The organism is Comamonas sp. 26 (genome assembly GCF_002754475.1).
Classification (GTDB): Bacteria; Pseudomonadota; Gammaproteobacteria; order Burkholderiales; family Burkholderiaceae_C; genus Comamonas.
The window spans coordinates 711,010-733,936 of the sequence record NZ_PEFL01000002.1; the positions used below are offsets into that span (position 1 = coordinate 711,010).

The 22,927-nt window shown below is 59.9% G+C and carries 19 protein-coding genes; 4 read left to right on the forward strand and 15 right to left on the reverse strand.

The window, feature by feature from the left end; genetic code table 11:
• Positions 1-22 precede the first annotated feature (22 nt).
• Both CLU84_RS17800 and glmU read right to left on the reverse strand, forming a co-directional pair.
• On the reverse strand, positions 23-817 hold the full coding sequence (locus CLU84_RS17800; RefSeq protein WP_099738903.1) for an ATP-binding protein: 795 nt from the start codon (positions 815-817) through the stop codon (positions 23-25).
• Positions 817-2,247: a bifunctional UDP-N-acetylglucosamine diphosphorylase/glucosamine-1-phosphate N-acetyltransferase GlmU gene (glmU, locus tag CLU84_RS17805; protein WP_099738904.1), complete on the reverse strand. Its 1,431-nt coding sequence runs from the start codon at positions 2,245-2,247 to the stop codon at positions 817-819. The genes CLU84_RS17800 and glmU overlap by 1 nt, the downstream gene beginning before the upstream one ends.
• Positions 2,248-2,364: 117 nt before the next feature.
• Here glmU and CLU84_RS17810 point away from each other — a divergent pair, with 117 nt between their 5' ends.
• Positions 2,365-3,351, forward strand: a complete 987-nt coding sequence (locus CLU84_RS17810) for a LysR substrate-binding domain-containing protein (RefSeq protein ID WP_099738906.1) — start codon at positions 2,365-2,367, stop codon at positions 3,349-3,351.
• A gap of 186 nt (positions 3,352-3,537) precedes the next feature.
• Here the strand turns inward: CLU84_RS17810 and tyrS are convergent, their stop codons facing one another.
• The gene (gene tyrS, locus CLU84_RS17815; RefSeq protein WP_099738908.1) at positions 3,538-4,770 is read right to left on the reverse strand and encodes a tyrosine--tRNA ligase; all 1,233 of its coding nucleotides are present in this window, start codon (positions 4,768-4,770) and stop codon (positions 3,538-3,540) included.
• Positions 4,771-4,961: 191 nt separating this feature from the next.
• On the opposite strand from tyrS, the gene CLU84_RS17820 reads away from it, so the two are divergent.
• A complete protein-coding gene (locus tag CLU84_RS17820; RefSeq protein ID WP_099739127.1) occupies positions 4,962-6,320 on the forward strand; it encodes a M23 family metallopeptidase in 1,359 nt (452 codons plus the stop codon).
• Positions 6,321-6,456: 136 nt separating this feature from the next.
• On the forward strand, positions 6,457-7,596 hold the full coding sequence (locus tag CLU84_RS17825) for an anhydro-N-acetylmuramic acid kinase (protein ID WP_099738910.1): 1,140 nt from the start codon (positions 6,457-6,459) through the stop codon (positions 7,594-7,596).
• Between the two features lie 38 nt (positions 7,597-7,634).
• Here CLU84_RS17825 and CLU84_RS17830 read toward each other — a convergent pair whose 3' ends face one another.
• The 11 genes from CLU84_RS17830 to rplM form a co-directional block, all read right to left on the reverse strand.
• Positions 7,635-9,050, reverse strand: coding sequence for an LLM class flavin-dependent oxidoreductase (locus CLU84_RS17830; protein WP_233210259.1), 1,416 nt, complete (start codon positions 9,048-9,050; stop codon positions 7,635-7,637).
• Between the two features lie 12 nt (positions 9,051-9,062).
• Positions 9,063-9,788 carry an ABC transporter ATP-binding protein gene (locus CLU84_RS17835; RefSeq protein ID WP_099738912.1) on the reverse strand — a complete coding sequence of 242 codons (726 nt, stop codon included), beginning with the start codon at positions 9,786-9,788 and terminating at the stop codon, positions 9,063-9,065.
• Positions 9,785-10,642: an ABC transporter permease gene (locus tag CLU84_RS17840; RefSeq protein ID WP_099738914.1), complete on the reverse strand. Its 858-nt coding sequence runs from the start codon at positions 10,640-10,642 to the stop codon at positions 9,785-9,787. The genes CLU84_RS17835 and CLU84_RS17840 overlap by 4 nt, the downstream gene beginning before the upstream one ends.
• A 10-nt stretch (positions 10,643-10,652) precedes the next feature.
• The gene (locus tag CLU84_RS17845) at positions 10,653-11,636 is read right to left on the reverse strand and encodes an ABC transporter substrate-binding protein (RefSeq protein ID WP_099738915.1); all 984 of its coding nucleotides are present in this window, start codon (positions 11,634-11,636) and stop codon (positions 10,653-10,655) included.
• 444 nt (positions 11,637-12,080) lie between these two features.
• Positions 12,081-13,382, reverse strand: a complete 1,302-nt coding sequence (locus tag CLU84_RS17855; protein WP_099738919.1) for an NCS2 family permease — start codon at positions 13,380-13,382, stop codon at positions 12,081-12,083.
• A gap of 163 nt (positions 13,383-13,545) precedes the next feature.
• Entirely contained in the window at positions 13,546-15,972 is a 2,427-nt protein-coding gene (gene xdhB / locus CLU84_RS17860) for a xanthine dehydrogenase molybdopterin binding subunit (protein ID WP_099738921.1), read from the reverse strand.
• Position 15,973: 1 nt separating this feature from the next.
• The gene (xdhA, locus tag CLU84_RS17865) at positions 15,974-17,575 is read right to left on the reverse strand and encodes a xanthine dehydrogenase small subunit (RefSeq protein ID WP_099738922.1); all 1,602 of its coding nucleotides are present in this window, start codon (positions 17,573-17,575) and stop codon (positions 15,974-15,976) included.
• Between the two features lie 310 nt (positions 17,576-17,885).
• Positions 17,886-19,310 carry a multidrug transporter subunit MdtD gene (mdtD, locus tag CLU84_RS17870; protein WP_099738924.1) on the reverse strand — a complete coding sequence of 475 codons (1,425 nt, stop codon included), beginning with the start codon at positions 19,308-19,310 and terminating at the stop codon, positions 17,886-17,888.
• A gap of 115 nt (positions 19,311-19,425) precedes the next feature.
• Positions 19,426-19,791: an iron-sulfur cluster insertion protein ErpA gene (gene erpA / locus CLU84_RS17875; RefSeq protein ID WP_099738926.1), complete on the reverse strand. Its 366-nt coding sequence runs from the start codon at positions 19,789-19,791 to the stop codon at positions 19,426-19,428.
• 233 nt (positions 19,792-20,024) lie between these two features.
• Positions 20,025-20,417 carry a 30S ribosomal protein S9 gene (gene rpsI / locus CLU84_RS17880; RefSeq protein ID WP_099738928.1) on the reverse strand — a complete coding sequence of 131 codons (393 nt, stop codon included), beginning with the start codon at positions 20,415-20,417 and terminating at the stop codon, positions 20,025-20,027.
• 9 nt (positions 20,418-20,426) lie between these two features.
• On the reverse strand, positions 20,427-20,855 hold the full coding sequence (rplM, locus tag CLU84_RS17885) for a 50S ribosomal protein L13 (RefSeq protein ID WP_099738930.1): 429 nt from the start codon (positions 20,853-20,855) through the stop codon (positions 20,427-20,429).
• Between the two features lie 324 nt (positions 20,856-21,179).
• Here rplM and CLU84_RS17890 point away from each other — a divergent pair, with 324 nt between their 5' ends.
• On the forward strand, positions 21,180-22,049 hold the full coding sequence (locus tag CLU84_RS17890; RefSeq protein WP_099738932.1) for a 23S rRNA (adenine(2030)-N(6))-methyltransferase RlmJ: 870 nt from the start codon (positions 21,180-21,182) through the stop codon (positions 22,047-22,049).
• A 91-nt stretch (positions 22,050-22,140) separates the two neighbouring features.
• On the opposite strand, the gene CLU84_RS17895 is transcribed toward CLU84_RS17890, so the two are convergent.
• Complete coding sequence (locus CLU84_RS17895; RefSeq protein ID WP_369826878.1) at positions 22,141-22,890, reverse strand: septal ring lytic transglycosylase RlpA family protein; 750 nt, start codon at positions 22,888-22,890, stop codon at positions 22,141-22,143.
• Positions 22,891-22,927: the final 37 nt, after the last annotated feature.

Here is a 22,927-nt window from a genome sequence, read left to right on the forward strand (position 1 = left end):
TACGCTGCTAGCGTCTCGCTTCTCAGGCCTTAAGCCAACTCATCTGCAACTGGCAACCCACATTGGGTTGGGCCTCAATCTCAGCCTTGCCACCATGGCGGCGGCAAATATTGCGCACCAGCACCAGGCCCGTGCCCACACCTTCAAAATCGGCCTCGCGGTGCATGCGCTGAAACACGCCAAACAGCTTGCCTGCACGTGACTGATCAAAGCCCACACCATTGTCAGCAATCGCGATCACACAATCCCTGCCCTGCATCTCGTGGCGCACATCCACCTGAATCCGCGCCTGAGGCACAGACCGGGTGAACTTGATGGCATTGCTCAGAGCTGCCGTCAGCGCCAACTCCAGCAAATACGGGTCGGCCTGCACTGCCGGCGCAGTCGCTGGCAAGCCCCATTCAATCTGTCTGCCCTCTGCATCGGCCTGCAAGCGCTGCTGCACGCTATGCAGCACAGGCAACACATCCACGGACTGCAACTGCAGTACTTGACGATCGGCCCGCGACAATTGCAGCAAGCCATCGAACATGGCGGCCATGCGCTGGGACGATTGGTCCATGGTCTGCAAAAAGCTGAGCGCCTCTTCCAGGTCATCAGCACTGGGGTTGGGCGACTGCAGCAACTCGGCAATCAGCGGGTTGAAGGCCAGCACATGGCGCAGCGGTGCGCGCAAGTCGTGCGATACCGCATGCAACCATTCCTGCTGCGAGCTGCGCAGGGCTGCCAGCTCGGCATCGCGCCGCGCCAGCAGCGCCAGCGCCTCTTGCAGCGTCTGAGGCGCCATGTTTTCAAAAGCGTGTTGCGCTTGATTCATCAGGCTTTGGGCTGCTTTTCTGGGCGGTTCCAGTTGCTGATGCTGACCTGCTTGCCACGGCCCACGGTCAGCGCACCGGCCTCGGTGCTCTTGGTCACCGTGGAGCCACCGCCTACAGTGCCGCCAGCGCCAATCGTCACCGGAGCCACCAGCACGCAGTTGCTGCCAATGTGCACATCGGCCTCAATCACGGTGCGGTGCTTGTTCACGCCGTCATAGTTGGCGGTGATGCTGCCTGCGCCGTAGTTCACGCGCTCGCCTACCGTGGCATCACCCAGATAGGCCAGATGATTGGCCTTGGCACCATCGGCTAGCGTGGAGTTCTTGACTTCCACAAAGTTGCCGATATGCACTTCGCGGCCCAGCTTGGCGCCGGGGCGCAGGCGGGCAAACGGGCCAATCAAGGCTCCCGCGCCCACTTCCACGCCCATTTTTTCGCCGTCGATATGTGTGAAGGGGTGAATGACGGCATTTTCAGCAATGCTCACATTGCTGATATGGCAATTGGCGCCAATGCGTGCGCCCGCGCCAATCGTGACATGGCCGGTAAAAACACAGTTCACATCAATTTCTACGTCCTGCCCGCAGCTCAGGCTGGCCTTGGTGCCGCGCACATCATCACGCAGGTCAAAACGAGCCGGGTCAGCCATGCGTACCCCCTGCTCCATCAACTGGCGCGACTGGCGCAACTGGTGCGCCCGCTCCAGCTCGGCCAGTTGCAACGGGCTGTTGATGCCTGCGACCTGTAGCACATCGGCAATGCGGTGGCCCACCACGGGCACGCCATCGGCCACGGCCATGGCGACGATGTCCGTCAGGTAATACTCGCCCTGTGCGTTGTTGTTGCTGAGTTTGGACAGCCATGCCGTCAGATGCTTGGCAGGCACGGCCATGATGCCGCTGTAAATTTCGGTGATGGCGCGCTCGGCGTCATTCGCATCTTTTTGCTCGACGATGCGCTGCACCGTGCCGGCTTCGTTGCGCACGATGCGGCCATAGCCAGTCGGGTCAGGCATGGTCACCGTCAGCAGTGCCATCTTGCCTTCGCCTGCGGCGTAGAGCAGGCCCTGCAACGTGTCGGCAGTGGTCAGTGGCACATCGCCAGACAGCACCACGACCAGACCATCCTCCTTGAGCGCAGGCACGGCCTGCTGCACGGCGTGGCCAGTGCCCAGCTGGGGCTCCTGGCGCACAAACTTCAGCTCCAGACCACCTTCACCACTGTTGGCGGCGGCGATGGCGGCCTCCACTTCTGCCGCACCATGACCCGTCACCACCACCGCAGAGCGCGCCTTCAGCTGCGCTGCCGTATCCAGCACATGCTGCAGCAGAGCACGCCCAGCCAGCTTTTGCAGCACTTTGGGATGGCGGCTTTTCATGCGGGTGCCTTTGCCGGCGGCCATGATGACGATGTCCAGAGGTGCAGTCATAGTTCTTGAGAAGATAAAAAACCACCCAATTATCGGCCCATCACAGCGCCCAGCTGTGACAAGCATCATCCAAAGAGTCCGCAAGAGTCGTGTCAAACGCCTTATGCTTGCGCGGCAATGCCCCACGCTACCACCAGCCCGACCCCGCTGCTTCGCACCCGCGCCATTGGCGCAGGCCATCTTCGCGCCTTTCTGGCCGTGGCCCGGCACCTGAATTTTCGCGCCGCCGCCGATGAACTGGCCCTGACCCAGTCCGCCGTCAGCCGCCAGATTCAGTCGCTGGAAGACGAGGTTGGCATCCCTCTCTTTCTGCGCCACTCCCGCGCCGTCGAGCTGACGGGTGCCGGTGCCCAGTTGCTGCACGCCGTGCAACCCGCGCTGGAATCTATTGACAGCACCGTACGCCAGATTCGCCAAACGGCGGGGCGCAAAAGCGTGGCCATCACCACCTGGGCCAGCTTTGCCGCCATGTGGCTGATTCCCCGCCTGGAAGCTTTTCAGCGCAGCCACCCTGATATCGACATACGCATCGACACGGGCGACGCCGTGGTCGATCTTGAGACCACTGATGTCGATCTGGCTATCCGCTACAGCAAGGCCGTAGATGCATCTGCGCGATCTGTTCAGCCCTTGTTTGGCGAAGAGCTGGTACTGGTCGCCAGCCCCGCACTATTAAAGTGCGGCCCTGCACTGCGCACCCCTGCCGATGCGGCCTACTACACGCTGATTGAAACCGGCGATGTGCACCGCATGCCTCATCTGGAGTGGCTAAGCTGGCAGCGCTGGTTTGCCGCCAACGGCTGCGACCAGCTGCAACCGCCGCGCTGGCTGTACTTCAACTACGCCCACCAGATCGTGCAGGCCGCACTGGCCGGGCAAGGACTGGCCATTGCCCGCCTGCCGCTGGTCACCGATGCACTGGCCGCCGGTGACTTGGTCGAAGTACTGCCTAAGCACCGACTGGCGTCCCCCCTGTCGTACTGGCTGCTGCAAGGCCCGCGCAGCCATGAGCGGGCCGAGGTGCAGGCTTTTTGCCAATGGCTGATGACCGAAGCCGACAAAACCCGCGCCGCCATGCAAGACGAACAAACGATCAAGCCATAAGCAAAAAGAGAGCTGCTCGCGCATGATCTGCAAAGGTTTCAAATACAAAAGAATTTGAAACACAGCAGTATCAAGCGTAAGCAGCTCTCTTTTTAGAGATCATTCCCTCTAACGCGTCGAGTGGGTCCCCTTCCTTAGCGCAATGCGCGTAGAGAAAGAGGAGAAGGCGCAAAGCGCCTCAGGCAGTTAGCTCAAAGTCACTCGCGCAAACTTGCGCTTGCCCACTTGCAACACAAAAGTGCCCGCATCCAGCTTCAAGCCCTTGTCGCTGATCACCACGCCATCAACGCGCACACCGCCGCCGTCAATCAGGCGGTTGGCTTCGCCATTCGACGCGGCAAGATTGGCTTGCTTGACCAACGCAGCAATGCCCATGGGGGCGCCCGAGAAGGCCACTTCAGGAATTTCATCAGGAATGCCGCCCTTGGAGCGGTTGATGAAGTCCTGCTCGGCTGCATCGGCGGCTTCGGCACTGTGGAAGCGCGCAGTGATTTCCTTGGCCAGCGCCACCTTAGCGTGCTTGGGGTTGCCACCGGCTTCAATCTCGGCCTTGAGCGCCGCAATGTCGGCCAAGCTCTTGAAGGACAGCAGGGTGTACCAGTCCCACATCAGCGTGTCGGAGATCGACAGCACCTTGGCGAACATGGTGTTGGCGTCTTCGGTAATGCCGATGTAATTGTTCTTGGACTTGGACATCTTGTCCACGCCATCCAGCCCCACCAGCAAAGGCATTGTGAGCACGCACTGCGCCTCTTGCCCATACTCGACCTGCAAATGGCGACCCATCAGCAGATTGAACTTCTGGTCCGTTCCGCCCAGCTCCAGATCAGACTTGAGTGCCACCGAGTCGTAACCCTGCAGCAGCGGGTACAGAAACTCGTGCAGGCTGATCGAGCTGCCTTCGGTGAAACGGGTGTGAAAGTCGTTGCGCTCCATCATGCGCGCCACCGTGTACTTGGCCGACAGCTGAATCATGCCGCGTGCGCCCAGTTGGTCGCACCATTCGCTGTTGTAACGTACTTCGGTCTTGGTCGGGTCCAGCACCTTGGCAGCCTGGGTGTAGTAAGTCTCGGCGTTGACCTTGATCTGCTCGGCAGTCAGCGGCGGGCGGGTCGAATTACGGCCCGAGGGGTCGCCAATCAGCGTGGTGAAGTCACCGATCAGGAAAATGACCGTGTGACCCAGATCCTGCAACTGGCGCATCTTGTTGAGCACCACAGTGTGGCCCAGATGGATGTCAGGAGCCGTTGGGTCCAGACCCAGCTTGATGCGCAAAGGCACGCCCGTGGCTTCGGACTTGGCCAGTTTCTTGATCCATTCGTCCTTGGGCAACAGTTCATCGACCCCACGAAGAGTGACTTCCAGCGCTTGGTTCACTCTGTCGGTCACGGGGAAACTTGTAACAGCAGATTGATTCATAAGGGTTTTTCGGCAGGCGCGGTAGGACGCGGTCGATATACTTGGGGGTTTGGTGTTACGGTCAATTCTAGACTGCTCCCTCATATAGACCTCTGTGGATGGACTTATGGAACGGTTGAGCTGATGGAGTCGTGTCGACCGCAACAAAGGCCAATTCAACAGACACGCTCTCCCAAGGATTTGAAGTTTTGATTACTGGCTTGAAAAATGCCGGCGTTACCCTGTGGGTGCAGCTGACATCGGCCCTGCAAAAACACCCCAAGCGCGCCACGGCTGCGCTGGCAACTGTTTTGCTGACCGGTGGCAGTGGTGCCTTTGCTGTGGCCAGCCTCGGCCCAGACCCCGCCGACCTCCCCGTTCGCACGCTGACTGAAACCGTTCCCTCGCTGGCCGCTGGTCAGGACCTGGCAGAACTGACAGACGTGCAGTCTTTCTCTCTTTACCGTTCTGAAACCACCCGTGGCAACGACACGGCCGAGTCGCTGCTGCAGCGCCTTGGCATTGCCGACCCACAGGCCGCAGCCTTTCTGCGCAGCAACGATGCCATGCGCCAGAACGTACTCGGCCGTGCCGGTCGCCTGGTTTCCGCCGAAACCACGCCCGACCACCAGTTGAGCCAGCTGACCGTGCGCTGGGCACCCAACGAAGATGGCACCTTCCAGCGCCTGACCGTAGGTCGCGTTGAAGGCAAGCTGCAATCCAAGATCGAAACCGGCAAACTCACCGCCTCGCCTCGTCTGGCCGGCGGCGTCATTCGTTCCTCGTTCTTTGCGGCCACCGACGCAGCCGACATCCCAGACTCCGTCACCATGCAGATGTCTGACATCTTTCAAGGTGATCTGGACTTCCGCCGCGGCCTGCGCAAGGGCGACCGCTTTGCCGTGGTCTACGAATCACTGGAAGCCGATGGCGAGCCTCTGCGCGCTGGCCGCGTGCTGAGTACCGAGTTCCACAACAACGGCAGGACACATCAGGCCATGTGGTTCCAGGAAGCCAGCAAAAAAGGCGCCTACTACACGCTGGACGGCAAGAGCCTGCGCCAGGCCTACCTGAACTACCCGGTGGAGTTCTCCCGCATCAGCAGCGGCTTCTCCATGCGTGTGCACCCCATTCACAAAACCTGGCGCGCTCACCTGGGTACCGACTTTGCGGCAGCCACTGGCACCAAGGTTCGCACTGTGGGTGACGGCACCGTGTCCTTTGCCGGTGTGCAAAACGGCTATGGCAATGTGATTTTTGTCGAGCACGCCAACCATCAGACCACCGTCTACGCACACCTGAGCCGCATTGATGTCAAGCAAGGCCAGCGTGTCGAGCAAAGCGACATCATCGGTGCCGTGGGCTCCACCGGCTGGGCCACTGGCCCGCACCTGCACTTCGAGTTCCGCGAAAAGGGCGAGCAGCGTGACCCGCTGACCATCGCCAAAATCACCGATGCAGCCCAACCCATCAGCAAGGCTGCACGCCCTGATTTTGACAAGCTGGCTGCGCAGATGCGCATCGAGCTCAATGCCGGCACGCAATCCTATTCCGTGGCCAGTGCACGCTGATCTGGCCAGACACCATCCCAAAGGGCTGCAATTGCAGCCCTTTTTTATGCTCAAAATAGGCTGTAGCGCTTGATGTACATGCGCTATTCGCTACAGCTAAGATAGTAAATACTGCGCCAACTCTGTGACCTGAACTATGCCCAACGCCATTGAACAAGCCGCCCAAAGCTCTCTGTATATCGGACTCATGTCCGGCACCTCGCTAGACGGGGTCGATGGCGTTCTGGTCGACTTCAGCCAAGGCACCCAAGTGCTGCAACACGCCAGTTGCAGCTTTGATGCAGAGCTGCGCGCCGAGCTGCTGTCCTTGAACACTCCGGGCGGTACCGATGAACTGCACCGAGCAGCCCTGGCCGCCAGCGCACTGGTGCGCCATTACGCTAAAGTCGTTCAGACACTGCTGGCCGATAGCGGCGTTGTAGCCACTCAAGTCGCGGCCCTAGGCGCGCACGGTCAGACCGTACGCCACCGCCCGCAGCTGTTTGATGGCACGGGCTACACCCTGCAGCTCAACAGCCCCGCCCTGCTGGCCGAGCTGACAGGCATCACCGTAGTCGCAGACCTGCGCAGCCGCGATGTGGCCGCTGGCGGCCAGGGCGCGCCGCTGGTGCCCGCATTTCATCAAGGCTTGTTTGGCTTGGCTGACCAAACAGCGCTGGTGCTCAATATTGGCGGCATTGCCAACCTCAGCGTGCTGGGTGCGGATGGCAGCGTACTAGGCTTTGATACAGGTACTGGCAATGCACTGATGGACGGTTGGTGCCTGCGCCACACCGGCAAGGCCTACGACGAAAGTGGCCAGTGGGCCGCAAGCGGCCAAGTCATCCCAGAGCTGCTGGCCGCCATGCTCAGCGACCCGTATCTGGCCCAAGAGCCGCCCAAGAGCACGGGGCGTGACCTGTTTCATGCCGACTGGCTGGCCCAGCACCTGCTGCGCCATGCAGCGCAGGCTGCGCCTGTTGATGTGCAAACCACCTTGACGGAATTCACCGCCGTCAGTTGCGTCCATGCCGTACAGCACTTTGGTAAGGGCGGCAAGCAGTTGCTGGTGTGCGGTGGCGGTGCGCTCAACAGCCACCTCATGCAGCGCCTTGCCGCGCTGCTGCCAGGTGTAACCGTCACCACTACGGCAGAGCGCGGCCTGCCGCCCCTGGAGGTGGAGGCCGCCGCCTTTGCCTGGCTGGCACGCCAGTGCATATTGGGTCTGCCCGGCAATCTGCCCAGTGTGACAGGCGCACGCGGCCCGCGAATTCTGGGTGCCATTTACCCCGCATAACGGCGAAAACGCTGGCCGGATCGCATTCGCTTAACGGCTTATGCCTCCACTGCTGTAGCGGTCCGTGTCTTGTGCTGAACAGCAGGCAGGTCTGGCAGGTCTGGCAGGTCTGGCAGGTCTGGCAGGTCTGGCAGGTCTGGCAGGTCTGGCAGGTCTGGCAGGCCGAAGTGTCCGCGCAGCGTACTGCTCTCGTACTCGCTGCGAAACAGTCCACGCTTGCGCAGAATGGGCACAACCTCACTGGCAAACAATTCCAGCTGCTGCGTGATGACCGGCGGCATCACATTAAAGCCATCGGCCGCGCCAGTGCGAAACCAATCTTCAATCGTGTCCGCCACCTGCTCGGGTGTACCGGCAATCGCCAGATGACCACGTGCCCCCGCCAATCGCTTAAGCAGTTGACGCAGCGTGAGCCCATCACGCAACGTAGTCTCCACATACCCGATAACGCGGCTCTTGGAGGCCTCTACCAGCGTGGGGTCCGGAAAATCATCTCGCGTGAGCTGGCGATCCAGCGGCAGACGGCTGAAATCATGACCGCCAAAGCGTGCAGACAGGCGGGTCAGACCCACCTCAACACTGGTCAGGCTGTCGAGTTCCTCCCATACCTGACGGGCTTCATACTCTGTAGAGCCAATGGCCGCACTGATGCCCGGCAAAATCACAATGTCTTCAGCCCCGCGCCCCAAAGCCTGCGCCTTTCCCTTGATGTCGGCATAGAAACCCTGCGCCGACTCTTTGCTGCCATGTGCCGTAAAAATGGCCTCCGCCCACTGCGCGGCAAATGCACGGCCGGTCTCGGACTGCCCGGCCTGCACCAGAACCGGACGCCCTTGTGGGCTGCCCGGCACATTCAAAGGCCCGCGCGTGCGGATATGTGTCCCCACATAGTTGGCGGGGCGCACCTGGCCAATATCCAGGAACTGACCTGATTCAGCGTCATCTACCAAGGCCCCTTGCGGGAAACTGCGCCATAGCGCATCCACAGCAGTGACAAATTCTTCGGCAATACGGTAGCGCTCCGCGTGCTCCACGTTCTCACTCAGCCCGTAGTTTTCACCGGCCTTGGGCAGCCAGGAGGTCACGATGTTCCAGCCTGCACGACCTTTGGAGAGATGATCCAGTGTGGCGAACTGTCGCGCCAGCGTATAAGGCAGGCTGTAGGTGGTTGAAGCCGTACCGATCAGCCCGATGCGCTGCGTATGCTGCGCCAAAGCAGCCAGCAGCAGCAGCGGCTCCAGCAAACCTGATGAGGCCATCTGCCCGCTGTCAGGTCCGACCAGCCCATCTGCCAGAAAAACAGCATCGAACTTGGCGGCCTCGGCAATGCGGGCTGCATCCACATACAGTTCCAGATCGGTCATCGCCTTGCGATTGGCACCGGGGTGACGCCAGGCCCCTTCATGGTGGCCTCGTGTCATCAGAAACAGGTTCAGGTGTAGTTGTCGTGTCATGGCAAAACTCTTTCAGGCAAATTCAGTTTCCACACCCAGGCTGCGCAGCAAGGTCGCGCGCAGCTGCATGAAAGCGGGGTGATCCAGTCGCCGCGGATGGGCCAAGCCCACCGCATGGTCTTCAGCAATCTTTCCGTCCTTGAGCACCAGAATTCGGTCTGCGAGCAGCAAGGATTCATCCACGTCATGAGTGACCAGAATCACCGTCGGGCGAATCCGGTCTACCATGCGCCGCAGCAAGCCATGCATGCGTATGCGGGTCAAAGCATCCAGGGCGCCAAAGGGTTCGTCGGCCAGCAGCACATGAGGCTCACGCAGCAAAGAACGAGCCAGTGCCGCACGCTGCTTCTGCCCACCAGACAGGGTGCTGGGCCAGACTGCGGCCTTGTCTGCCAGACCCACCTCTCGGAGCAATTGCCCTGCGGCAGACCGGACTTCCTTGGCGTCCAGGCCCAGCGTCAGGTTGTCCAGCACGCTCAGCCACGGCAACAAACGTGAGTCCTGAAACAACACGGACACATTGCCATGCGCCGCTGCGGCTCCCGAGCTCTGTGCATCAGCATCCAGACCGGCCAGGGCTCGCAACAGCGTGGTCTTGCCCGAGCCTGACTCCCCCAGCAGCGCTACAAACTGCCCCTGCGGAATATCAAGATGAATATCATGGAGCACCTGTTTGCCATGAAAGCTGCGACTGAAACCATGCAGGTGTACGGTACCTGCCAAAGAAGGCGTACTCATGATCCCAGCGACCTCCGATAGGACAGCACATGCGCCTCTAGGCGGCGCACCGCAGCATCGGACAGCAGACCCAGCATGGCGTAGATGAGGATGCCCACCACGATGACATCGGTCTGCCCCCAATCACGGGCTCGGTTCATCAGATAGCCGATGCCGGTTTGTGTGTTGATCAGCTCCAGCACCACCAGAGCCGTCCAGCACAGCGAAACGGCCATGCGCAGACCCACAAAGAAGCCTGGCAATGCGCCAGGCAGCGCCACCTTGCGGATGAATTCGGCACGCGACAGCCCAAGCGTCTGCGCCAGCTCCACATGACCGATATCGATGCTGCGCAGCGCCGCATGCGTGTTGATATAGATGGGAATCAACACCGCTGTAAAGATCAGGAAAACCTTCATCGCCTCCCCAATGCCCAGCCAGATAATGGCCAGCGGAATCAGCGCCAGCGTGGGGACAGCCCGCTTGATCTGCACCAGGCCATCAATCAGGGCTTCACCCGTGCGGGTCAGTCCTGCGGCCAGCGCCAGCAACAAGCCAACCAGAATGCCCAGAAACAGTCCGGTGTAGGCACGCCCGGCCGAAGCCAGTAGATGCGGCAGCAGGCTTCCGTCGAGAACCATCTCATAGCCTGAGCGCAGGGCCTGTGAAGGTGCCGTCAGCGTCTCCGGCGAAAGGTAGCCCAGGCGCGACGCAGCCTCCCACACAACCAGAAGCAGCACAGGCCCGGCCAGCAACATGCCTGGCGACAAGCGAGGCGGCACCAGTGCCAATGTTTTCTTGTCTTGCATCGCAGCAGGCGACCTGACTTGAGGCTGCCAACCGCTTACGCGAACTTCCAGAGGAATCTGTGTCATCGAGCGCTCCTCAGCGATTGGCGACGATCACGCCGTCGTAGCTCGCCAAGAACGAGCCCTTGGCATCCAGACGCTGCGGCAGACTGCCTGCGCTGTGCAGGATGTCGATGAGCTTTTGATGATGGGGCAATGCTTCCGTCGCCGTTTGAAACTCCAGCGGAGCTTGCGCTGCCTGAATGGCGGCCACGCTCTCGGCGTCCAGGCGCTGAAAATTGCGGAAGTAGTGCTGCCCCCATTCATTGCGGTGGGTATTGCTCCATCGCCCCGCACGCACGAAGGAAGCCAAAAACTCGCGAATGGCTTCTGCTTTCTGCGGATCTGCCAGTACATCCGGACGGGCATAAATGTAGGAGGTCGATGGCAGCAGCTGACGCTCCAGCGGGTCGGGCACCACACGCGCACCAATCTGCTTGGACAGTCGCGTGACATGCGGTTCAGCAAGGGTTGCGACATCCACTGCACGGGCGCGCAAAGCATCATTGAGCTCAGCCACGCGCAGATGCACCAAGGTGACATCCTTGAGCGTCAGACCCGCACGATTCAGTGCCTCGATCAGGAAAGCTTGGCGCCCCGATCCTTCCACATAGCTCACACGTTTGCCACGCAGATCACTCAGGCGCTCCACGCCGACCCCGGCATGCTGAACCAAGCGATATTCCGCTCTGGCTCGGGTGAAGGTCGCGACGATGGGCAGATTGACGCCGGCAGCCCTGGCCTGGATGGGAGGAGTGTCTCCCACATAAGCCATATCCAGCGCCCCAGCACGGATGGCTTCAAAAATGGCCGGGCCGCCTGCAAAATTGGGTAGCTCCAGCTGAAAGCCAACCTTCTTACGTTCACCACTGGCATCCAGCAAATGGCGAATCAGCTCGCTCTGGTCAGCAATGACCAGCTTGGTCTTGGCGTCTGCCGCCGCATGTGCAGCACTGGAGGCACCCATGGCTGCCACTGCCAGCAATGAAGGCCCCGCCAGCAGAAATCGACGCTTGTCCACTTTCTTCTCCCCATGTATGCAATGGGGCAGATGCTAGGGAGCCGTCGATAGATATAAAAATATTGAATTCAAATTTAGAAACAACCAACTCATCCAAGAGACGAGGCCGACCTACCAGCTTCGCGTGAATTTCGCTGCGCAGCCAGACACTTAAGGCTGCATGCTGTCATTTCTGCTTTTCACGCAAGCGCGTAACAACCTTTGATTCAGAAATATGCTCATGAAATCAATGTTGTTGAAGCCTGCAGAGATGACTGTCCGCCCGGGGTGTCTCCTCATCAAGGCACAACAATGCAAAAAGCAGTCCGACCCACCAGTAGCCGGACTGCTTGTTGCAGCTTTGATTTACTTCGCGACCGGCTCCATCAGACCATGTCGGCTCGCCAGTTGGCTGGCTAGCATGGCACGACGGATCAGGCCCTGGCTCGATCAGCGCTCAAGCGCTCAATGACCGCCGATGTAGACAAACTTGAACAGGAACAGCGCCGCGATCACCCACATGATCCAGTGCACTTCCTTGACCTTGCCTGTGAACAGCTTGAGCACGGCGTAGGTGATGAAACCAAAGGCCAGACCGTTGGCGATGGAGTAGGTGAAAGGCATCATCAGCGCGGTAACCACAGCGGGTACAGCTTCTGTGGTTTCATCCCACTCCACCTCAGTCAAGTCGCGCAGCATCAGGCAGGCTACAAATAGCAGCGCAGGCGCCGTGGCATAGCCAGGCACCACACCGGCCAGCGGAGCAATGAACAGACAGGCCAGGAACAGCACAGCCACGGTCAGCGCCGTCAGGCCCGTGCGGCCGCCGGCCTGCACACCGGCAGCGCTTTCCACATAAGCCGTGGTACTGGAAGTACCCAGAATGGAGCCCACAAAAATCGCGCCAGAATCGGCCAGCAGCGAGCGGTTGAAGCGCCCCATGCGCTCGGGCACCAGCAAACCGGCGCGGCGAGCCACACCCATCAGCGTACCCGTAGCGTCAAACAGCTCGACCAGGAAGAAGACCAGCACCACATTGAGGAAGCCCGTGGTCAGCGCCGTCTTGATGTCGAGCTTCATGAAGGTGGGCTCGATGGAAGGAGGCGCCGAGAAGATGCCGTGGAAAGTGTTGCCACCGAAGAAGAACGAGGCCACCGTCACGGCCAAAATGCCGATCAGCAAGGCACCTGGGACCTTGAGGCGATCGAGCACCACAATCAGCAAAAAGCCCAGCAACGCCATGATGACCTCGGGCTTATGCAGGTCACCCAGCGTCACATAGGTATTCTGGTCAGCGGCAACCACGCCGGCAGTCTTGAGCGCAATCAGCGCCAGGAAAAGCCCCAGACCAACGGTGATGGAGACGCGTATGGACTGCGGTATACCCTTGATTATGAGCTCACGCAAGCCCAGCATGGTGCAGATCAGGAACAGACAACCCGAAACGAACACCGCCCCCAGCGCGGCCTCCCAGGTGTAGCCCATCTTGAGCACCACCACATAGGCGAAGTACGCATTCAGACCCATGCCCGGTGCCAGCGCAATCGGGTAGTTGGCGTATAGCGCCATGATGGTGGAGCCCAGCGCCGCGATCAGGCAGGTCGCCACAAACACTGCGCCCTTGGGCATGCCCGCGTCACCCAGAATGGATGGGTTGACGAACATGATGTAGGCCATTGATAGAAAGGTCGTCAACCCCGCCACCAGCTCCGTTCGCACATTGGTCTTGTGCTCACTCAGTTTAAAAATCCGCTCTGTCCAGTTCATTGCATAGTCTCCGTGTTGTTTTGCATGCAAGGCGCAACGCGAGGAACGCGCCCGGTCCTACGCCATCGAATCGATGGCGCAGCACATAGCCTTGCCCCGCGGCAAACAGCCATGATTCAGAACGGCTGTCGCCCCGCAGGGCGACAACACCCAATGGGAAAAGTCAGGGAGTGTGCCCTTGAACGGCTTCCACTGCTCTCAGGATGGCCTCTGCGGTCGCGGGTGCACGCAGGGGCGGATTGATTTGATGCGCAGCCACTGAAGACACCGCATCACGGATCGCAAAAAAGACCGAGAACGGCAGCAGCAATGGCGGCTCGCCTACGGCCTTGCTGCGGTGAATGGAGTCTTCGAAGTTATCGCCCTCAAACAGGCGCACGTTAAACACGGGCGGGCAGTCATTGGCGGTGGGGATTTTGTAGGTGCTGGGTGCATGCGTCATCAGCTTGCCGTTTTGCGGATGCCAGACCAGCTCCTCCGTCGTCAGCCAGCCCATGCCTTGAATAAAGGCTCCTTCGACCTGGCCCACATCGACCGCAGGATTCAGCGAACGGCCTACATCGTGCAGCACATCGGCGCGCAGCAGCTTCCACTCACCGGTCAGCGTGTCTATCACCACCTCACTCACCGCCGCGCCATAGGCGAAGTAGAAGAAGGGGTGGCCTTTCATGGCCTTGCCGTCCCAGTGCAGGCCCGGCGTGGCGTAAAAGCCGTCGGACCACAGTTGCACGCGCTGCAGATAGGCGCTGTGCACCAGCTCGCCAAACGGCAGGCTCTGCCCGTTGACCTGCACGGCATCGTTGGCAAAGCGCACATCTTTGGCATCGCCGCCATGCAGGCGCGCTGCGCACTCCGCAAGGCGCACGCGCAACTGGCTGGCCGCATCCTGCGCGGCCTTGCCGTTCAGGTCGGCTCCGGTGGATGCCGCAGTGGCGGAAGTATTCGCCACCTTGGTGGTGTCCGTCGCTGTGACGCGCACTTTTTCAAATGCCACGCCCAGCTCATGCGCCACGACCTGCGCCACCTTGGTGTTCAGGCCCTGACCCATTTCTGTGCCGCCATGGTTCACCAGAATCGAGCCATCGGTGTAGATATGCACCAACGCACCGGCCTGATTGAAGTGGGCCACATTGAAAGAGATGCCGAACTTTAGCGGCGTCAGCGCCAGCCCGCGCTTGAGCACGGGGCTTTGCGCGTTAAAGGCATTCACCGCTGCACGCCGTGCGCGGTAGTCGCTGGTCTGCTCCAGCTCGGCTACCAGTTCGTGAATGACGTTGTCAGTCACCGGCTGCTGGTAAGGCGTGATGTTGTTCTCGGTCTTGCCATAGAAGTTGACGCGGCGCACATCCAGCGGGTCGCGCCCCAGATTACGGGCCACCGTGTCCAGAATGCTTTCAATCGCAATCGCGCCCTGCGGTCCACCAAAACCACGAAAAGCCGTGTTGCTCTGCGTATTGGTCTTGCCCATATAGCCATGGGCGCTGACATTTGGCAGCCAGTAGGTATTGTCAAAGTGGCACAGCGCCCGCGTCATCACCGGTGCAGACAGATCAGCTGAATGCCCGGCACGCGAGACCATGGAAATCTCAGCCCCCAGCACACGGCCTTCATCGTCATAGCCCACTTCGTATTCATACCAGAAGCAGTGACGGCGACCAGTGATCATGAAGTCGTCATCGCGATCCAACCGCAGCTTCACCGGCCTGTTCAGGCGCACAGCAGCCACCGCCGCCACGCAGGCAAACAGCGCCGATTGCGATTCTTTACCGCCAAAGCCGCCGCCCATACGGCGGCATTCCACATGTACGCTGTGCGAAGCCACGCCTAAAGCATGCGCCACCAGATGCTGCATTTCGCTAGGGTGCTGGGTGGAGCAATGCAGGTGCACCGCGCCATCTTCCTTGGGTGTGGCGTAGCTGATCTGCCCTTCCAGATAAAACTGCTCCTGCCCGCCCACATCCCATGTACCTGTGACACGATGCGGCGCTGCATCAATGGCGGCGCGTGTGCCGCCAGCGTGCGTGCTGCGCTCAAGGTGCATGGGCGGCATCACGTACTGGCCCAGCTCGTGGGCTTGTTGCGGCGTCAGCACAGGCGGCAGCTCGGTAATCGTGGCGGCACCCTTGGCCAGCGCCGCTGCGCGCCTTGCCGCCTCGCGGGTACGGGCAATCACGGCAAACAGGGGCTGGCCCACATAGCGAATCTCACCGTCGCACAAAATCGGGTCGTCATGAATGATGGAGCCGCAGTCGTTGACACCGGGAATATCGGCAGCGGTAATGACATCCACCACCTCGGGCATGGCACGCACCGCTTCCAGCGCCAGCGCCGTCAAGCGGCCATGGGCCACGGACGACAGGCCCAGAGCGCAGTGCAGCGTGCCTTCCAGCTCGGGCAGATCGTCGATATAGGCCGCCTCACCGGCCACATGCAGATGGGCAGATTCATGCTTGCGGCTCACGCCCACGCGTGCGCCCTGGCTTTGAGCCGTGGCTTCTGCGCCTTCATCGATGCGGTTAGCCAGGTTCTTGCGGTAGTCGGCAAAGGCTTCGGCCACCAGTTCATTCGTCAATTCACGGGGGTTGTTCATCTCAGACTCCTTGCTCCACGGCGGCGGGAATGACATGGGGCATCACGCTCCACACGCTGGTGGCATCCAGATTCAAGGGCTGGTCAGTGCGCGTTTCCAGCCACAGACGCTGGATCAGGTTCTGCGCTACCTTCAAGCGGTAATCGGCACTGGCGCGCATATCGCTCATGGGCTTGAAGTCCTGCGCCAGCGCGGCTTGCGCAGCTTTGACGTTTTCAAGGCTCCACACCTTTCCAGCCAAGACTGCTTCTGCGCCTGCCGCTCTCTTTACCGTAGCAGCCATGCCGCCAAAAGCCAGTCGCACGGCCTTGACCATATCGCCCTCCAGCTCCAGCGCAAAGCCTGCGCACAAGGCCGAGATATCGCAGTCAAAACGCTTGCTGATCTTGTAGCCCCGCACCTGGCGCTGCATGGCGGCCAGTGGCACGGCCAGCGCCTGCACAAACTCGCCACTCTCAAGCTGGTTCTTCATATAGTCCAGATAGAAATCCTGCAATGGCATGCGGCGCACGCGCTCGCCCTTGCGCAACTCGATCTGCGCATCCAGCGCCATCAGCACGGGCGGCGAATCACCAATGGGCGAGCCATTGGCCACGTTGCCGCCCATGGTGCCCGCGTGGCGAATGGGCTTGGAGGCAAAACGCAGCCACACATCGGCAAGGCTGGGCCAGCGCTGCACCAGCGCACTCCATGCCGCCTCAAGCGATGCGCCTGCGCCTATGTACAGCTCGCCGCCCTCAGCGTCCTGCCGAACCTCAATACGCTTCATCTCGGCCACATCACCCACGTAGATGATGTCGCCCAAGTCTCGGAGCTGCTTGTTGACCCACAGCCCCACATCGGTAGAGCCCGCCACGATGCGCGCCATGGGCTTAGCCTCATACAGGCTGGCCAGCACATCCAGCGTGAGCGGAGCGTGAAAGTGATCGGTGCGCATGCCCTGGCTGTGCACGTAGTTCAGCCCCTCGGCACTGCCCTTCAGGTTTTGCAACGCAGCGACTACTGGCGCGGTGTCGAGGCGTACCTGTGGCAAATCAAACATACGCTGGCCCGCATCCAGAATGGGGCGGTAGCCAGTGCAGCGGCACAGATTGCCCGACAGCTCATCGGCCAGTTGCTGGCGCGTGGGCTGGGTGCTTTGCTGTTGATGAAGCTCATAGCTGGACCACAGCGACATGACGATGCCGGGCGTGCAAAAGCCGCATTGCGAGCCGTGGCACTCCACCATGGCTTGCTGCACGGGGTGCAAAGCTTGCGCGGCAGGCTTGCCAGCACAGGCAGCCTTGCCTGCGCACTGGGTCTTGAGGTCTTCCACCGTGAACAAGGCCTTGCCATGCAGGCTGGGCAGAAATTGAATGCAGGCGTTGACGGCCTGCAGCTTCAGCCCGTTGATGGCCTGCGCATCACCGGCCTCGGCTAGCTCGCCAATGACCACCGTGCAGGCGCCGCAATCGCCTTCGTTGCAACCTTCCTTGGTGCCCGTGCAGTGCGCATCCTCACGCAGCCACTGCAGCACCGAGCGGGTAGGGTGCGGGCCTTGCACTTCGACCACCTCGCCGCGGTGGTAGAAGCGTATGGGTTGAGAGTTGTGACTGGTGCTCATGATCGTGGGACAGAATTAGGTGGACTGCCTGTATGCAAAATGCATACCAAGCGTAGTCTTCATCGAGAGACTACGCGTGCGTTAGCAGCTTCTCATATAGCCGCGCTCATAAGGGCTATGCAGCACGCGATATATCTGCGACCAAAATCAAGGGAGAACCCGTAAAAAATCGCCTCTCCTCGGGAAAGTACCAAGGTGAGGCGCTATCGCGTGTTTCTGCATTGATAGCTGCAAGCGCTTGTTAATCAAGAATTTCAGGCATTAAATATCCTGAAACTCATATTTAGCAGGCGCTACCAGCTATTAATTTTTAAGCATCGCCACCATCGGGTGCAGGGCGTACTGGCTCATCGCTATCGAGCTGACTGAACACCAGCGTGGCCGCCAGCGTCATCAAAGCCACGGTCACAAAAGTGGCGCGAATCGACAGCAGGCGGCCACCTCCGTCTTCGGGCCACATATCGCCAAAACCGGTCAGCAACGCGCCGGCCAGCGCCACACCCATGCTCATGGCCAGCATCTGCACCATGGACAAAAGGCTGTTGCCGCTGCTGGCAAATTCGCCTTCCATATCCTTGAGCGTGACCGAGTTCATGGCCGAGAACTGCATGGAGTTAAAGCCACCAAAAATGAAAAGCTGCACCAGCAGCAGCCAGGTTGGCGTGCCCTCTGCCACCAGACCGAACGAGGCCAGCATCAGGGCCAGCATGACGGAGTTGACCTGCAGCACGCGCTTGTAGCCAATGTGCTGCACGGTGCGCACGGCAATGCGTTTGACGAGCATGCTGCCCAGCACGGTGGCCAGCATCATCATGCCGGCATGCATGGGCGACATCTTCAAGCCAATCTGCAGTAGCAACGGAATGAGAAACGGCGCAGCACCACTACCAAAGCGCGCAAACAGATTGCCCAGCAGACCCACGCGCAGTGAGCGCACCTTGAACAGCGCTGGCGGGAACAAAGGCTCATCGACCCGCAGCGCATGCATCCAGTAGCTGGCGAGACTGGCCAGACCAAACACCATGAGTACAACGACCAGCGCCATGCCCAGCCCCATGCCCGACATGCCATCCAGCGCCACCGAGATGGCCACCATGCCAAAGGCCAGCATGCTGTAGCCCTTGATGTCAAAACGATGAACGACCACCGATGCGCTTTGCGGAAACCAGCGCCATGTGGCCCACAGCCCGATCAGACCCACGGGCACGTTGATCCAGAAAATCCAGTGCCAGCTGGCGTACTCCACCATCCAGCCGCCCAGCATGGGACCCAGCAGCGGCCCTACCTGCCCCGGAATGGCGATAAAACTCATCGCACGGATGAACTCGCCGCGCGGATAGGTACGCAGCACAGCCAGTCGCCCCACGGGCAGCATCATGGCGCCGCCCACGCCCTGCACCACACGCGCCGCAATCAGAAACGGCAGGCTGGGCGACAGCGCGCACAGTACCGAGCCCAGCACAAACAAGCCAATCGCCAGAGCATAGATGCGACGCGTGCCAAAGCGATCAGCCACCCAGCCGGTCGCGGGAATCAGCATGGCCGTGGTCAGCGCATAGGCCACGATGACGGACTGCATCTTCATGGGACTCTCGCCCAGCTCCTGCGACATGGCGGGCAGCGCCGTGTTGAGGATGGTGGCATCCAGCGTCTGCATGAAAAAGCCAATGGCCACCAGCCAGAGCAATCTCTCTTTGTGGGGCGCACTGCTGCGCGTGAGGGGTGTCTCGCTCATGAGCGACTCCGGTCAAAAGGCGTGCGGCAACAAAAAAGCCGCTGACGAGCAGCGGCTTAAACGGTGTGCAAGCGCCAGAACCGGAGTGGCTGGCGTGCAAACATGCATAGAGGACTTAGACCGAGAAGCTGGAGCCGCAACCGCAAGTGGTGGAGGCATTGGGGTTCTTGATCACGAACTGCGCACCTTGCAGGTCTTCCTTGTAGTCGATCTCGGCACCCAGCAGATACTGGTAGCTCATGGAGTCGATCAACAAAGAGACGCCACGCTTGGTCATGGTGGTGTCGTCGTCGTTGGTGATTTCATCGAACGTGAAACCGTACTGGAAGCCAGAGCAGCCACCACCTTGCACAAAAACGCGCAGCTTCAGATCAGGATTGCCTTCTTCGGCGATCAGATCCGCCACCTTGGCAGCAGCGCTGTCGGTGAAGACGATGGGGGAAGGCATTTCAGTAGTCGTGGTTTCAGCAACGGCGCTCATGGCAATACTCCGTAGGTTCTTGATTGACTGAAATGGTACAGCAACGGGCTCGGGAATTCAGACCGCATTTCTTTGTCGCCAAACCAAGTGGGGACATTGCCCAAAGCGCTTTTCAAGCAAAGCCAACAGGAATAAAGAGGAATACAGCGCCCATAAAAAAACCGCCCTGAACTTGCGTTCGGAGCGGTTTCTCGCGGAAAGACTCCGGGGAGTCTTTCTGGCTGGGAAACGAATTAACGCTTCGAGAACTGCTTGGCGCGACGAGCACCACGCAGACCAACCTTCTTACGCTCAACTTCACGAGCATCGCGAGTCACGAAGCCGGCTTGGCTCAGTGCAGGCTTCAGAGCTGCGTCATAGTCGATCAGAGCGCGAGTAACGCCGTGACGAACTGCACCGGCTTGACCGGATTCGCCGCCGCCATGGACGTTCACTTGGATGTCGAAAGACTCCAGGTTCTCTGTGAGAGCCAGGGGTTGCTTTGCGATCATGATGGAGGTGCCGCGGCCAAAGTACTCTTGAATGTCCTTGCCATTCACAGTAATCTTGCCGGAGCCCTTCTTCAGGAACACGCGAGCGACGCTAGATTTACGACGGCCAGTGCCGTTATTCCAATCACCAATCATCTCGACTCCTTAGACTTCCAGCACTTTAGGCTGTTGAGCGGTGTGAGGGTGCTCAGCACCACCGTAAACCTTGAGCTTCTTGATCATGGCGTAGCCCAGAGGACCCTTGGGCAGCATGCCCTTAACGGCCTTCTCGATAGCACGGCCAGGGAACTTGGCTTGCAGGTCGCGGAAGTTGGTGGCAGTGATGCCGCCGGGGAAACCGGAGTGACGGTAGTACACCTTGTCCAAGTTCTTGGTGCCAGTGACCTTGATCTTGGAAGCATTGATGATGACAATGTAGTCACCGGTGTCAACGTGAGGTGTGTAAATGGCCTTGTGCTTGCCGCGCAGACGGAGTGCCACTTCGCTGGCGACACGTCCGAGCACCTTATCGGTGGCGTCAATCACAAACCACTCGTGTTGCACCTCAGCGGGCTTTGCGCTGAATGTAGACATGAGTTTTCTCTTTCTAGAGGGTTTGGCGGTCCCTTTTCCGCGGTCGGTGCTTCTTCTCGAAAAAGACGAATCTTTTAAAGGAAGCCTCTTAGGCGGGGTTACTCGGACCGAAGCCTGAGCCTTCGCCGCGGGAACCATAAAATCGCTGCGAAGCCCGCCATTATACAAAAACGCCAGAACCTGCGTTTTTTCGTGCAGCAGCCTGTTGTGAATGAGCCCATACGACCTCATTCCCACGCTGCACACAAGGCGTCAGCAGCCTTTAAAAACCACAGGGTAAAAAGTGCTGTTCCTCCTTTACCCTGCTGGTTACCATCCTTCTCTATGTTCAGTTACCGCCACGCCTTTCATGCAGGCAATCACGCTGATGTGCTCAAGCACTCCATCCTGATTGCCACTGTGCAATACCTCACGCAAAAAGAGGCTGCGCTGACGGTGCTCGACACCCACGGCGGGGCAGGCCTTTACCGCCTCGACGGCGACTACGCCAGCAAAAGCGGTGAAGCCGACGACGGCATCATGCGTCTGGTTGCAGCCAAGGAGTCCGAGCTGGCCCCTATCCTGCAGAACTACATGCAGATGGTGCGCAGCTTCAATCAGGGCAATGCGATTCGCAACTACCCCGGCTCACCCTTCATTACGCAGGCGCTGCTGCGCGGTCATGACCGCCTCAAAGCTTTTGAGCTGCACCCCACAGACATGCGCTCACTGGCGGGCAACATGGCTCAGCTGGAAGTGCCTCGCCAAGTCAATATTCTTATGGAAGATGGCTTTGAGGGCGTGAAAAAATTCCTGCCCCCACCGTCCCGCCGCGCCTTGCTGCTGTGCGATCCCAGCTATGAATTAAAGACGGACTACGGCCGCGTGCTGGATATGGTGGCGGACAGCTTGAAGCGCTTCCCCACCGGCACTTATGCAGTCTGGTACCCCATCATTCCTCGCCCTGATGCGCATGATCTGCCCAAGCGCCTCAAGACCATGGCAACCAAAGCCGGTAAGAGCTGGCTGCACGCCACGCTCACCGTTAAGAGCAACAAGACCTCCGAGCGCGGCGGTCTGCCTGCCAGCGGCATGTTCCTGATCAACCCGCCGTTCAATCTGAAAGAGCAGCTCAAGCCCGCCATGCCTCAGCTCGTCAAGCTGCTGGGTCAAGACGAAAATGCGGCGTTCACGCTGGAATCCGGCGGGAAGTAATTAACCCATTGACCTCAGGGCGCAGTCGCCAGGCTGCGCCTGCACTGGGGCTTCTGCTGTACAAGCAAGTAAGCTTTTCATCTCTGGCAGTTCAGCGCCTTTGCTTGGCCGTCTGAGAAACTTTGCGAGCAGGCTTGCTTGCCGATGCAGCACGCACCTTGACGCCCTTGGCGGAAGTGCCTGCAGCCATCTTGGATGAGCGCTTTTTGCTTGCTGTCGAGAGACGGGCCGGGCACTCATCTTCATCCGAGTCGAGCTGCCACAGCTCGACTGGCTTGATGCCAAGGCCCAGCATGCCCAGTTCTTGGGCAGCGCCCTTGCTCAGGTCAATAATGCGACCGGGCGCAAACGGGCCGCGGTCGTTGATGCGCACCACCACGCTTTTGCCGGTCACTGCGCTGCGTACGCAGACACGTGTGCCAAAAGGCAGCGTCTTGTGAGCCGCCGTCAGATCCATGCTGTCAAAACGCTCGCCACTGGCCGTCTTACGGCCATGAAATTGTCCGCCATACCAGGAAGCCAGACCCGACTGGTCGCTTTCGCGCGGCACGCTCAATTCGTATTTATTGCTGTCTTCAGGGGTATCGGCCTGATCGGCATCAATAGGCTTGTTGGCCTTGATGCCCAGACCTTTGTCGCGGGCGTTGCTGCGGGTGTAAGCATCGGGCAGCAAAGGTGCCGAGGCACTGGGTTGTGCCGCGGCTCTTGAAGGACGGCTCTGAACGCCTGCAGCCTGATCTGCCGTGTTTTCAGGCAGCGGTGCACAGCCCGCCATGGTCGCAGTGACGACGGCCAAGCCTATCCATTGATAACAACGCAAGCGCGAAAATTTTGGTTGCACGGGCGCAATCTCCTTGAAATCTCAAGTGAGAGCCGCC